The 15,393-nt window shown below is 56.2% G+C and carries 1 protein-coding gene; it reads right to left on the bottom strand.

All coding sequences use genetic code 11. The features are described from left to right. Positions 1–98: 98 nt before the first annotated feature. On the bottom strand, positions 99–15,356 hold the full coding sequence (lgrD, locus tag M2298_RS07445) for a linear gramicidin non-ribosomal peptide synthetase LgrD (protein ID WP_280648392.1): 15,258 nt from the start codon (positions 15,354–15,356) through the stop codon (positions 99–101). Positions 15,357–15,393 lie beyond the last annotated feature (37 nt).

Below are 15,393 nucleotides of genomic sequence, written 5' to 3'. Positions count from 1 at the left end.
AAAACCTCCAAATTTTATAGTTATTTAAAGTTTACCATTAATTTCATTTTTTTCCACCCAACATCCTGTATTGAGATGTCGGGTGGACTGTTTTTGTGTCAGTTCCGTGTATTTTGTGTCACACGCAATTGACCGGTTCTGGCAAAGTAATCGAGAACTTTCGCAAACACCTCTTCATCGATTTCCGGGCACTCGATGTCAGCCTGGCGCAACAGGCGAGTCGTTTTATTGCCGACGTAAACGACGCTGCCCCTGCTGCTGTGACCGTCCGAGAACAGATTGCCGAGCGGTGCGGCCGAGTTGGCGTCCATGCCTTTGTCCTTCGCGTCTTCCTGCACGGCTTCGATCCATTCGTCCATCGTGACTCGTTCCAGCTCAAAGCCTTTGTTCTCGATGGCTGCGATCAAGTCGTCGTAATCGGTTGCGTTCGGATTGAGCAGGTGGAAGTTGCTGTTCACGCTGTGCTCGGTCATGGAGAGGTGAACGATTCCTTTACTTGCAAAATCGACTGGCATCATGTCCAGATCGCCGCTCATGTCAGGAGCTTTGCCCAAATCGATGATTCCGGCGGCAATTCTCCACATCAGGTCGTCTTTTTGGCATGCCCCTGTTTCGCTGTCGCCCGTCATCCGGCCGCAACGGTAGATCGCTGTCGGAATACCGCGCTGACGAGCCAGGTTGACGATGTGCTCGGCGACCCATTTGCTCTGCGTATAGCCGGAAGTGAGGATGCGGCTGTTCTCCGGCATGTCTTCCTCGCGAACAGCGACGGATTCCTCGCCTTCCTCCGAGGCAAAGGTGAAAATCGTCGAGACGAAGTGGACAGGCTTGGTCTTTTTGGCCGCAGCCAGGCGAATAATTTCCTCCGTGCCGATGACGTTTGCCTTTTTCAAGGCGGCGTACGGATAAACGAAGTTGACCAAGGCGCCGTTGTGGTAGATGACATCGACTGTTGCGGCCAGCGCGTCAAACTGCCCGGCAGACAGTCCGAGTCGCGGCTGGGCCAAATCGCCGATTACCGGAATGATTCTGTGTGCCTGAGCTTCATCCCACAGCTCGTACAGCTGCAACGTTTTGCGCAGGCGGGCCAGTCCTTCTTCTTCGCCAGAAGCGCGAACGAGGCAGTAAATGTCTGCATCTGTCATCTGCAACAGGTCGCGCAGCAGGAAGGCTCCGAGGAAGCCTGTAGCTCCTGTCAATAACGCCGCCTGGAACTGGCTCGGGTCGCCTTCGTACGGCTGTTCGGCCAAAATCGCCGGATCGAGCGCGACTTCATCCTGAAGACCTTTGGCGTCGATCTCCTGGGAAACGGACGTCAAACCGTGTTTGATAATTTCCTCGATCGTCTTGGCCATCCCCGCGATCGTCGGCGTCTCGAACAAGATGCGCAACGGCACTTCCAGTTGCAGCTCTTCGCGCACTTTAAAAATCAGTTGCGTAGCGAGCAGCGAGTGTCCGCCGATCTCAAAGAAATTGTCGTGCACCCCGATCGTTTCCATTTCCAGCACCGCAGCCCAATGCGCGTGCAGCATGATTTCCACTGGCGTTTGCGGCGCGACGTATTCGACTCCCGCTTCCGAGCGGTCGTATTCCGGCTTCGGCAGCGCTTTGCGATCGAGTTTGCCATTTGGCGTCTTCGGCAAGCTGTCCAAAATCATGTAATGCTGCGGAATCATGTACGCTGGCAGCTTGTCGGCCAAAAAGTGATTCAGATCGTGAATCTTGCTTGTGCAATCTGCCTCGAACACGATGTACGCAACCAGGCACTTGTCGCCTTCCCGATCTTCACGGGCGAGCAGCACGACCTCTTTGACGCCCGGGAAGCGGTTCAGCACGGACTCGATTTCGCCCAGCTCGATGCGGTAGCCACGGATTTTCACCTGGTAATCGACGCGGCCGACAAACTGGAGATTTCCGTCCGGCAAGTAGCGCACGAGGTCGCCAGTCCGGTACATTCTCGCTCCCGGTTCGCGGAACGGATTTTGCACAAAACGTTCTGCGGTCAGATCGGGACGGTGCAAGTAGCCGCGCGCCAAGCCGGAACCGCTGAGGTACAATTCCCCCGGCACCCCTACTGGCACAGGCTTGCGGTGGCTGTCCAGCACGAAGACGTGCGTATTGAACTGCGGTCTGCCGATTAGCGGTTCGTTCGTCGCTCCTTTTGTCACGATCGCGTGTGTGGAGTAAACGGTGTCTTCCGTCGGCCCGTACAAATTGAACACTTTTTCCACGTGCGGGAAGGCGTACAGCTCTTGTGCCAATCGGTTGGAAAGCGGCTCGCCGCACAAGTTGATGACTCGCACCGAAGCGGGTATGCCCTTCATGCGGACAAGCTCTGTCGCGGCCGACGGCACTGTATTGACGAGCGTCACCTGATCGGCTGCTGGCAAGGCTGGCAATTGCAAGGCATTTTCCGCCATGATCACTTTGCCGCCCATGGTCAAGGTGGCAAACATCTCGTACACAGACAAGTCGAAGCAGATCGACGTGGAGAACAGGACGCCGCTCATCTCCTCAGGCGTATAAGTGTCATGCGCCCAAGAGAGGAAGTAAATCACGCTGCGGTGTTCCAGTGCCACCCCTTTTGGATTGCCGGTAGAGCCTGATGTGTAAATGACGTAGATCAAATTGTCGGAGGTCGCAAGCTTGCCTGGATTTTCCTCGGACTCAACCGCTACCGTTGCCCAATCGCGATCCAGGCAAATGACGTTGGCCTGGTGCTCAGGCAGCGTCGGCAGCAGATGTTCTTGCGTAAGCAGAACCGGAATTTGCGAATGCCCGATGATGTAGGCAATCCGCTCTGCCGGATACGCCGGATCGATAGGCACATAAGCGCCGCCAGCCTTGAGGATCGCCAAAAGTCCGATCATCATCTCGACCGTCCGCTCTGCGCATATGCCGACGAGCACTTCCGGGCCAACTCCCTGCTTGCGCAAAGAATGCGCCAGTTGGTTCGCCTGCCTGTTCAACTCGCCGTACGTTACGCGCTGCTCACCCACGATCAGGGCGATGCTGTCCGGTGCTTTGCTCACCATTTCCTCGATCATTTCATGGACGCATTTTTCCCGCGAATACGGTACTTCCGTGCGGTTCCATTCCGTAATCAGCAGCTGCTCCTCTTCCTCGCGCATAAGCGGAAGCAACGTAATCGACTGATCCGGGTTCGCTACGATCTCTTCCATCAGTTTGTGGAAGTGCTCGACCATGCGAGTGATCGTGCTGCTGTCAAACAGAGCCTTGTTGTACTCTAACGTGGCAAGCAGTCCGTCCGGCGTTTCCACCATCGTCACCGTCATGTCGAACTTCGAGGTGACAGCGCCCAGCTCAAGGTCAAAGCTGCTCAGTTGAATGTCGCCAGCAGGTTCAGCCTGTACCGGGATGTTTTGCAAAATAAACATCACCTGGAACAGCGGAGAGTAGCTCATGCTGCGCTCCAGTTGCAGCTCGTCCAGCAGTTTTTCAAACGGAACATCCTGGTGCGCATAAGCTTCCAGCGCGGTTTCGCGAACGCGCGCAAGCAGCTCGCGGAAGCTTGGGTGGCCGGACATGTCCGTGCGCAGGACGAGTGTATTGATGAAGTAGCCGATCAACTGCTCCGTCTCTTGCTTGTTGCGTCCGGCAATCGGCGTTCCGACGAGAATGTCGTCCTGGTTGGTGTAGCGGTACAGCAAAGTTTGGAACGCGGCAAAGAGCGTCATGAACAAGGTTGCCCCTTCTTTTCGGCTCAGGCTTTGCAATTGTTCCAAAAGCTCCGCTTCAAACTGGACGGACATTTTCTCCCCTTCGTACGTCTGGACGGGCGGGCGCGGACGGTCTGTCGGCAGTTGCAAAAGCGGCTCGCTGCCCTTCAATTTTTCTCGCCAGTAGCCGAGCTGTTCAGCGAGAACTTCTCCGCTCAGCCATTCCCGTTGCCAGACGGCGAAATCCGCGTACTGGATCGGCAATTCCCCAAGCGGTGACGCTTCTCCCTGACGGAACGCCTTGTAGTTGGTCATAAGCTCACTCAGCAAAATTCCCATCGACCATCCGTCTGACGCAATGTGGTGCATGACGAACAGGAAAACGAAGTCATTGGCATCGAGCTGAACCAGACTCGCCCGGAGCAGCAGCCCTTTGGTCAAGTCAAATGGCTGGACAATCGCCTGTTCTGCCAGGCGCTTGATTTCTGCTTCCCGTTCGGCAGGCTCCAGCGCACGCAGATCGATCCGGGTCATTGCCCAATCGCCATGCGGCTGAATGACCTGCACAGGTCGGCCGTCCCGAACTTCGAAGCTGGTTCGCAAGCTTTCGTGGCGCAAAATGATCGCGGAAAAGCTCGCTTCCCAAGCGGCCACGTCTAGCTCGCCCTGGATGCGCAGGAAAGACGGAATGTTGTTGATCGAGCTGTTTTGCGTAAATTGCTCCAGGAACCACAAGCGCTGCTGCGTAAAGGACAAAGGCAGCGGCTCCTTGCGGGATACTTTTCCAATCGGTGGCGCGAGCTTGCGGGATGACTGCTTCGTGAGCAGCTCCAGCTGTTCGCCAAGCCCGGCGACTGTCGGGTGTTCAAACAACGTGCGCAGTTGCAGTTCCACGCCAACGATTTCCCGCAGGCGAGAAACCGTCTGCGTCGCAAGCAAGGAGTGACCGCCCAGCTCGAAAAAGTTGTCGTCGATCCCGACTTTTTCCACGGCGAGCACTTCTGCGAAGACGTTGGCGATCATTTCTTCCAGCGGGTTGCGCGGAGCGACGTACGCAGCCGTGATTTGCCCCCAATCAGGAGCTGGCAACGCTTTGCGATCGACTTTTCCGTTCACGTTCAGCGGAATGGCCGGAAGCCACGTGTAGCTCGCCGGAACCATGTAGTCTGGCAGCTTTTCCTTGAGCCATTGCTTGATCTCGTCCACGGACAATTCTTGCTCGGCGGCGCTGGTCAAATAGGCAGCCAAACGCTTGTCACCCGGTCGCACTTCTCGCGCAAGCACGACTGCTTCACGGATCGCTGCGTGCTGTCTGAGCGCCTCTGCGATTTCGCCCAGCTCGATACGATAGCCGCGAATTTTTACCTGATCGTCGAAACGGCCGAGGTAGTCGACGTTGCCATCCGGCAGGTAGCGCACGAGGTCGCCAGTCCGGTAAAGCCGTTCGCCCGGTTGTCCGAATGGATTGGCGACAAAACGCTCCGCTGTAAGCTCGGGGCGGTTCCAATATCCGCGCGCCAGGCACTCGCCGCCGATGTACAGCTCTCCCGGCACGCCGACAGGAACGGGCTTGCGGTTTTGATCCAGCACGTACAGCTTGGTGTTCGGGAACGGACGGCCGATTGTCGGGGTATCGTCGTCAAGCGTCAACTGTTTGATCACGGTACCGACTGTCGCTTCGGTCGGGCCGTAGCAGTTGAAAAATTTTCGTCCTGTTGCATAACGGGCAACCAGTTCGCGGCTGCAAGCATCTCCTCCTACTTCCAGCACGGCGAGATCCGGGTATTCCGCCACAGGTAGCGAAGCCAGCAAGGAGGATGCCATCGATACTTTGCTGATGCGGCGCTCGCGCAACGTGCGGACGAGGTCCGGCCCTGGCAACAGCGACTCGCGATCTTCGATGACCAGCGTCCCGCCTGAAAGCAGCGCCTGCCAAATTTCCGAAACCGAGACGTCGAAACTGAATGAGGTGAATTGCAGGACCCGACTGGATTCGTCCAATCCGAAATAGGCGATGTACGCCTGCACCATGTTCATCGCACTGCGATGCTCGACAGCTACCCCTTTTGGCAGCCCGGTCGTACCTGATGTGTAGATGACATAAGCGAGATTCGTGGACGCAACATCCGTCTGAATGTTGTCCACGTCTACATGCGCACGATCCGCGAACAGCTTCTCGCCCAGGCAAATGACCGGAGCTGCCGCTTGCGTGAACTTGTCCGCAAGTCCCGCTTGGGTCAGCACGACGACCGCTTGCGAGTCATCCAGCATGTAGGCGATCCGTTCTTCGGGATGGGCAGGATCAATCGGGACATAGGCAGCTCCCGCTTTCAGCACGCCGAGAATGCCGATGATCATTTCCATGGAGCGCTCCACGCAAATCGCTACAGTCGTGTCAGGCTTAACGCCTTGGGCGAGCAGCAGATGAGCCAGCTGGTTTGCTCGCTCGTTCAGTCCGGCGTAGCTCAAGCTTTGCTCTTTGTATTCAAGCGCAATGTTGTCGGGCGTTTTCGCCGCTTGCTGTTCAAAGGCGTGATGGAGGCAAAGCTCGCGCGGATACTCTTTTTCCGTGCGGTTCCAGTCGATCAGTACCTGCTTGCGCTCGTCTTCATCCATCAACGCGACGTCATTCAGACGCAGTTCTGGCGATTTGCTCATATAGACCATCAGACGGGTCATCTGGTTCAACACGCGCTCGATCATGGCGTCATCGAAGCGATCCTGGTCATACTTCAGCTTGAACGCCACTTGTTTGCCTGGCGCTGCGACCAACGTCAGCGGATAGTTCGTTTGCTCGACTGCCGCTACATCGTGAATTTCCAGAGAAACGCCGGATGTCGCAGATGCAGCCTCGTCTTCGCCTTTTTTGGCTGCTTGCACAGTCGGATAGTTCTCAAACACGAGAATCGATTCAAACAGCGCAGACCCGCGCGGCAGTTCACTCCAGCCCTGGATGTCGAACAGCGGCGTGTATTCGTACTCGCGAATTTCCAACTGTCGTCGCTGCAAGTCTTTCAGCCAGGCAAGCAAGGTCGCATCTGTCTGCAACGGAACCCGCACAGGCAGCGTATTGATGAACGAACCGACCATCGTCTCGACACCGGGAAGGTCAGCCGGACGCCCTGAACCTGTCGCCCCGAAAAGCACTTCCTCTTCCCCGCTGTAGCTTCCCAAAATCCAGCCCCATGCCCCTTGCACGAGTGTATTGAGCGTCAGCTGATGCTCGCGCGTGAAGCTTTGCAAATGCTCGGTCGCTTCCTCTGACAAAAGGACGCTTTGCTCCTTGTACTGCTTCTGCTGCGAAGCGGCAACATTTTTGCCCATTCCCAAAGAAGTCGGCTCGTGGAAGCCTTTTAGCTGATCTGTCCAGAATGGCTTCGCTTTTTCCCTATCCTGGCGCTTCAGCCAGGCAATGTACTGGGAGAACGGCTGCGAAGGCACAAGCTTTCCTTCTCGCCCCTCGCTGATTGCAGCATAGTGGGCAAGCAGTTCGTTCAACACGATCGGAACGCTCCAACCGTCAAGCAAAACGTGATGGAAGCTCCAGACGAAGCGATACTCCTCGTCTTTGGTCTGGAAGACGACCCAGCGAGACAATGGCGCTTGCGCAATATCGAAGCTGCGTCTGCGGTCTTCTTCCAGAAAAGCTGCCAGCATCTCGTCCTGCACATCTGCTTGCAGGTGGCGCCAGTCTTCCTTGGTGAGCGTGACTTTCACGTCTTTTCGCACGACCTGGTGCGGCTCGCTCAGTCCTTCCCAAACGAAGTGCGTCCGCAAAATGGAGTGGCGATCCAGCACGTTTTGCCACGCTTTTTCCAGGACAGACACGTCCAGATTTTGGAACGTGACCGCAAATTGCACGACGTAATCGCCGCTGTCCTGGTTGTACAAGGAATGGAACAGCATCCCTTGCTGAAGCGGAGACAACGTGTACACATCCTCGATTTGCCGGTCGAAACCGATGTGTTTGTCGATCTGCTTTTGCTCCAGTACAGCCAACGGGAAGTCGGACGGGGAGTACCCTCCTGCTTCCGGCAGTGTGCAATGGGCGACAATCTCGCGCAAGGCAGCCATGAAGCTCTCCGCTACTGCCGCAATCGTACTCTCCCGGTGAAGCTTCTCGCTGTACCGCCAAGTCACGTGGAGCTGTTCCCCTGCCACTACGCTGTTTACGTCGAGCAGGTGATGCCTTTGCGCGCTCGGGCAAAGATTCGCTCCGCTGGACTCAGGTGCCGAGCCAAACAAGGAATCGCTGCCGACGATCTGATCAATTTTGCCCATGTAGTTGAACAATACGTCGGCTTGTATGCGGGATATGGAATCGACGATCTCCTGTTCCGCATGGAGGTAGCGGAGCACGCCGTAGCCAAGTCCTTTGTTCGGGATGGCGCGCAGTTCTTCTTTCGTTGTCAAAAGCGCCCGTCTCACCGAAAATGTCTCGTCCCATTGCAGGTGTACCGGATACATGCTGGTGAACCAGCCGACGGTGCGGGACAAATCCAGATGTTCCGCCAGTTCTTCGCGTCCGTGTCCTTCGACGTTGACGAACACCGAGCGTTTGCCCGTCCACTGACCGAGCGCCTTGGCCAAAGCGGCCAGCAAGACGTCGTTGATCTGGGTACGGTACGCTTGCGGCACCTGCTGCAAAAGTGCTTTCGTCTCTTCGACGGTCAAGGAAAAATGAACGGACTTGACTGTCGCTTCCGTATTTTCCGCACTATCTGGCATGTCTACGGGCAGTTCAGCCGAATGGACGGAGGACTTGGACAGCCAATAGCTTTTTTCATGCTTGAACGCTTCGGAATGCGCGTAGCGCTCCAGTTCTTGCGCCCACTCTTTGTAGGACGTAGTTTTCGCTGGCAGCTTCACCTCTTGACCTGCGGCGATTTGCTGGTAGGCATGCTGCAAGTCTTCGAGGATGATCCGCCACGACACGCCGTCTACAACCAGGTGATGGGCGACGATCAGGAGGCGGCCCGGCACCTCTTTTCCGAGATGGAAGTAGATGGTTTGCACGACTTGCCCGGCACGCAAATTCAGTTGCGTCTGCGTCTCGTTGGCAATCGCTTCGATGGCACTGGATTGTTCCTCTGGTGCCAGCTGGGACAAATCTTCCACGCGAAACGGAATCGTCTCGCTTGGCGCATCCATCGCTTGCAGCCAGCCGCTTTCGCTTTGTGTATAGCGCATGCGGAAGGCATCGTGCTGGAGCATCAACTGTCCGACCGCTTGTTTCAGCGCCGCAGGATCGATGCCAGCCTGAATGGAAAGCAGCACGGACTGGTTCCAATGATCGCGGTTTGCCAAAGGAAGCCGGAAGAACCACTTCTGAATCGGCAAAAGCGGCAGCTCGCCTGTGACGGCTCCTTGTTCCGCTTGCACCGCTGCTTTTTCCTCCACGATCTCCGCCAGTTCCGCGATCGTCTGGTATTCGAACAGCTGCTTCGGCGCAAGCGACAACCCTGCCTGATTCGCGCGGGACACGATCTGGATGCTGAGAATCGAGTCGCCGCCCAGCTCGAAGAAATTGTCGTGTATCCCGATTTGTTCGATCCCGAGCACGTCTTTCCAGATGGCCGCCAAGCGCCGTTCTTTTTCTGTCGAAGGCGAGACGAACTCTCCTTCCAGTTCCGGACGCTGGAAATCCGGCGCGGGCAAATTTTTACGGTCTACCTTGCCGTTTGGCGTGAGCGGCAAGTACGCCAGCTGGGTGAAAAATGCCGGAACCATGTAATCCGGCAATGTTTCCTTGAGCGCTTTGCGAATATCGCCTGTCGCAAGCGCCGCCCCTTCCTCCAAAACGAGGTAGGCAGCCAGGCGCTTCGTCCCTTGCTTGTCGGTGCAAACGGTGACGACCGCTTCTTTTACCGCTGGCAAGGCAACAATTGCCGTCTCCACTTCTCCCAGCTCCACACGGAATCCGCGAATGCTCGTCTGATCGTCGGCACGACCGATGAACTCGATACTGCCGTCCGGCAAGTAACGCACCAAATCCCCTGTGCGATAGAGACGTGCCCCTGCTTTCTCCGTGAACGGATGAGCGACAAAGCGCTCTTGCGTCAAATCGGGACGATTCAGGTAACCGCGCGCAAGGGAACTTCCGCCGATGTACAGTTCACCGGAAACGCCTACAGGAACAGGCTGCCTATGGGCATCGAGAATGTACACCTGAACGTTGTCGATCGGACGGCCAATCGTGGGAGCGGCCGTTTGCCCTGCCTCTTTCGGAACGATGCCCGCCGTCGCCACGACCGTATTTTCAGTAGGGCCGTATTGGTTTACGAGAGTGAACGGAATCTTCTCTGACGGGTAGTGATGCAGCTTGTCTCCGCCTGTCAGCATGTAGCGAAGCGCAGTATCGCCCGGCCACTCCAAAGCGAGCATGCTCTCCGTCAGCGGCGTCGGCAAAAAGCTTACGGTAATGTTCGAAGCGACGAGCCAGTCACGCAGTTTTTCCGGGACAAGCCGGATTTCCTCCTCCGGCAAATACAAGGTGGCTCCTTTTGTTACATAAGGCCAAATTTCCCAGACGGATGCGTCAAAAGCTGTCCCTGCAATTTGCGATGCCCGGTCTGTCGCCGTAACATCATACGCCCGCTGATGCCAGAAAATCAGATTCAAGAGAGCGGCGTGCTCGATCTCGACTCCTTTTGGCGTGCCTGTCGAACCGGATGTGTAGATGACGTAGGCCAGGTCGCTTGCGGCAGTTGTGTTGACCAGAGCTGCTGTAGGCTCTTGCGCAATCGTCTCCCAATCGGCGTCCAGGCAAATCAGCCGACTCGTGTCTGCGGGCAGTTTTTGCCTGAGTTTTGCTTGCGTAAGCACAATCGCCATGCTCGCATCGTGCATCATGAAGGCGAGACGCTCTTTCGGATACGCCGGGTCCATCGGAATGTAGGCAGCTCCCGCTTTCATGATCGCCAGCTGCCCGATGACCATCTCGACAGAACGCTCGACGCAAATGCCGACCAGACTGCCTCGACCCACGCCTTGCTTTTGCAAATAGTGCGCCAACTGGTTCGCTTTGGCTTCCAGTTGTCCGTACGTCAGGAGTTGATCACGCGTGACGACAGCAGGCTGGTCTGGCATGTCGCGGGCCACTTGTGCCACCAGCTCATGGACAAGCTGCTCCGTGGAGTAGGCCACAGCCGTATCGTTCCATTCCAGGACCAGTTGCTGCTCCTCCACTTCGCTCATCAGCGGCAAAGCAGTGATCGCCTGGTTCGCATTGGCAGCAACGGCTTTCAGCAACGAGCTAAAGTGCCCGATCATCCGCTCCACCGTACTTCGCTCAAACAGCGCCGTGTTGTACTCGAACGTCGCCGCCAAACCGTTTGCCGCTTCTGCCATCGTCAAGGTGAGATCGAACTTGGTCGTCTCCACCTGCTGGCTGCCTTCCAGCGGCAAAATGCGGATTCCATCCAGCGCGTCTGCCTGAACCGGAATGTTTTGCAGGACAAACATCACCTGGAACAGCGGCGAGTAGCTCAGGCTGCGCTCCACGTTCAACTCGTCGACCAGCTTTTCAAAAGGCAAGTCTTGATGGGCATACGCGCCCAAAGCCGTCTCCCGCACGCGGGCAAGCACTTCTTTGAAGCTCGGCTCGCCTGACAAGTCGGTTCGCATGACGAGTGTGTTGATGAAAAAGCCGATCAATCCTTCTGTCTCCTGGCGACTGCGGCCCGCTTCCGGCGTGCCGACGAGAATGTCGTCCTGGCCTGTATAGCGGTACAGGAACACTTGGAAGGCTGCGAGCAGCGTCATGAACAGCGTCGTTCCTTCCCTTTTGCTCAAGGCAAGGAGATTCGCTCTCAGCTCGTCATCGAACAGCAACGAGATGCTGCTGCCTGCATAAGACTGCACAGCGGGACGAGGACGATCTGTCGGCAAGGCAAGCAGCGGTTCTGCTCCCCCAAGCTTCGCCCGCCAGTACGACAGTTGCTCGTCCAAAACATCGCTTGTGAGCCATTCGCGCTGCCAGTAAGCATAATCGGCGTATTGAATCGGCAATTCAGCCAGTTGCGGAGCTTCCGCCTTGGCAAACGCCTGATAGCAATGGAACAATTCACGGATCAAAATGCCTGCCGACCAGCCATCGGCGATGATATGATGCACATTTAAAAGGAAGATGAAATCACGCTCGTCTGTCTGGATGATCGTCGCGCGCATGAGCGGGCCTGTGACGAGGTCAAACGGTCTGTTCGCCTCCTCTTTCGCCAAGCGCAGTCCTGCTTCATTGCGCATTTCCTCCGACCGTTCGCGCAGATCGATCCGTTCCAGCTTCCAGTCGATCTCGGGGTGAATCACCGACACGGCTTCTCCGTTATGGTCCGTGAACGTCGTGCGCAAGCTTTCGTGACGCTGGATGATCGTCTGCAAGCTTTGCTCCAGAGCGTCCATATCCAGCTCCCCTTGCAAGCGTACGGCTGTCGGGATGTTGTAGAGCGCACTGTTTGGCATCAACCGATCAAAGAACCACAAGCGCTGTTGGGCAAAAGAAAGCGGCAAATGCCGATCGCGGGAAACGGGAACGAGCGGGATGCGCGACAGCCCTGATTGGTCTTCGCCAGCAGCCGCGATCCATTCGCTCAGCTTGTTCACTGTCGAGCATTCAAACAGCACACGCAGCGGCAAATCGACGCCAAACGCTTCTTTCAGACGGGAAACGGTTTGCGTAGCCAACAGCGAATGCCCGCCAAGCTCGAAAAAGTCGTCGAAGCTGCCGACCCGCTCTACCGAAAGCACTTGCGACCAGATGTTGGCTACTATTTCCTCTGTAGGCGTGCGCGGCGCCACATACTCCCGCTTCGTGGAAAGCTGGCCCCAATCCGGGACGGGCAGCGCGCGGCGATCTACTTTTCCGTTGACGGTGAGCGGAATGGCATCGAGCCAAACAACACCAGCCGGAACCATGTATTCAGGCAGTGTCTCTTTCAGGAAAAGCGCGATCTCCTCTGCAGGCGGCTGTACTTTTCCCGCTGCCACCAGATAGGCGGCCAGACGCTTGTCTCCCGCTTTTTCTTCGCGGGCGATGACGACAGCCTCCTGTACGGCAGGGTGCTGCCGGATTGCATTTTCAATCTCGCCCAATTCGATGCGGTAGCCGCGAATTTTCACCTGATGGTCGATGCGACCCAAAAATTCGAGATTGCCGTCTTGCCGATAGCGAACGAGATCGCCTGTCCGGTAAAGCCGCTCGCCTGCCGTGCCAAAAGGATGCGGGATAAAGCTCTCGGCTGTAAGCTCGGGGCGGTTCCAGTAGCCGCGAGCCAAGCCTTTGCCTCCGATGTACAGCTCCCCTGGCACGCCGACGGGAACGGGATTGAGGTTGGCATCCAACACGTACACGGTTGCGTTGGCAATCGGGCGGCCAATCGGCGGGTTGTTCATCCCGGCCTGGCAGAGCATCATCGTGGAGCAAACGGTTGCTTCTGTCGGCCCGTAGCAATTGAAAAACTGACGGCCTGGCGCATAGCGTGCCACAAGCTCGCGGCTCGGCGCTTCTCCGCCGACAATCAAGGTGTGCAGGTCAGGCAGATCAGCATCAGGCAAAGCCGCCAGAACGGAAGACACCATGGAGACGGTTGTAATGCGTTGCTCTTGCAAAACCTGAATTAGTTCAGGGCCTGGCAAAAGCGACTCCCGATCCTCGATGACAAGTGTCGCACCCGCGAGCAGAGCCATTACAACTTCGGAAACTGACACGTCAAAGCTGAACGAGGTGAATTGCAAAACGCGGCTGGTCGGCTGAATGTCAAAAGCGTCGATCAGCGCATAAGCCAAATTGATCGCGCTGTGGTGCTCGATCATGACCCCTTTTGGCAATCCGGTAGAGCCGGACGTGTAGATCACGTAAGCAAGGTTTTGCTCCGTCACCTCGGAAGACGCGTTGTCAACAGGTTCATCCGCCAAAAGATCGCTGTCGAGGCAAATCACGTGTGCGGCTGTCACTGGCAAAATCTCCAGCAGCGACTGCTGGGTCAGCAATGCGCTCGCTTGTGAGTCGGCAACCATATAGGCGATGCGTTCCTGCGGATGGGCCGGGTCAATCGGCACGTAGGCGGCTCCCGCTTTCATGACCCCGAGTATTCCGATAATCATTTCCGGGGAACGTTCCAGGCAAATGCCGACGAGCGTATCCGGTTTGACCCCTTTGCGGATAAGCCGATGCGCCAGTTGGTTTGCCCGCTCGTTCAGCTGCGCGTAGGTCAGCTCTCTGTTTTTATAGGCGACCGCTACTGCATCGGGCGTCTTTTCTGCTTGCTGTTCAAAAGCTTGGTGAATGCAAAGCCCGCTCGGGTAATCCTCTGCCGTCTGGTTCCACTCGACCAAAACTTGTTGCCGCTCGCTCTCGCTGATCAGGGACAGATCGCCAATCCGCTGCTTCGCGTTTTTGGCAATCGAGCTCAAGAGCGAATGAAGCTGGTCGACTACCCGCTCAATCGCCGCAAGCTCAAACTGGCTTTCATCGAATTTGACTTTGATGTCGATCGTTTTGCCTGAAGCTGCAACCAGCGTAAACGGATAGTTGGTCTGCTCCTCGGAATAGACGTCCACAATCGAGATGGCGCTTTCCCCGCCTCCCGATTTTCCGACAGGCATGTTTTCAAAAACGAGAATGCTTTCGAACAAAGACTGGCCGCGCGGGACGTCGCTCCACCCCTGGATTTCCACAAGCGGGGTGTATTCATACTGGCGAAAATCCGCTTGCTGCTGTTGCAGCGTTTTGAGCCAGTTGATGACGCTTTCCTCCGCGTTGACTTGCACGCGGACTGGCAATGTATTGATAAACAAGCCGATCATCGTCTCGACTCCGGGCAAGTCAGCCGGGCGTCCCGAAACGGTGGCTCCAAATACGATGTCATCCTGGCCGCTGTAGCGATTCAACAACAGCGCCCACGCGCCTTGCACGATCGTATTGACCGTCAGGCGGTGCTGGCGAGCCAATGTTTGCAGCGCTTTGGAAGTTTGCTCGCTGACGGTCAAATCCAGCTCCCGATACTGTTTTTGATCGAGGTACGGATTTTTGTAGGCTCGTCCGAACGAAAGCGGCGTGGCTTCGGTAAAACCTTGCATATACGTGCGCCAAAACGCTTCCGCCTGCTGCAAATCCTGCTTTTTCAGCCAGACAATGTAATCGCGGTAAGCTCTGACCGGAGGGAGGCTCAGCGGCTGCCCTTTGCTGAGCATCTCGTACGCCGCAAACACTTCCCCGAAAACAAGCGGCATACTCCATCCGTCGATCAATACATGGTGCAATGTCCACAAAAAATGAACCGTTTCGCTGTTCAAATGAAACACATTCAGCCGCATCAACGGCGCTTGCTCGATATCGAAACCGCGTTTGCGGTCTTCTTTGGCAAAATGGTGCAGAAACGCTTCTTGTTCAGAGGAAGAAAGATGAATAAGATCGTGTTCGACCAGGGAAATTTTCAAATCCTTCAAGACGACCTGGACGTATTCTTTTACTTTTCCGCCAACGAATCTGGTGCGAAAAATCGCGTGCCTGTCAACGAGGCACTGCCACGCTTGTTCAAACAGCGGAATATTCAGAGGACCTTGCAGCTTCAACCCCATCTGTACGATGTAGGCTCCGGACTCCGGCTCCAGCAAACTGTGAAAAATGAGGCCCTGCTGCAAAGGAGTAACGGGATAATACGTTTCAATGTTATTCATCTTCTCCTGCTCACTCCTATAAAAATTTGCCAAAGGA

It is taken from the genome of Brevibacillus sp. 1238 (assembly GCF_029892995.1).
Taxonomy (GTDB): Bacteria; Bacillota; Bacilli; order Brevibacillales; family Brevibacillaceae; genus Brevibacillus; species Brevibacillus parabrevis.
The sequence above is the reverse complement of the archived record's forward strand: the minus strand, read 5'-3'. Positions and strand labels throughout refer to the sequence as shown.

Coding starts and splice junctions, on each gene's coding strand:
- lgrD (WP_280648392.1), bottom strand. CDS start 15,356: ATGAATAACATTGAAACGTATTATCCCGTTACTCCTTTGCAGCAGGGC.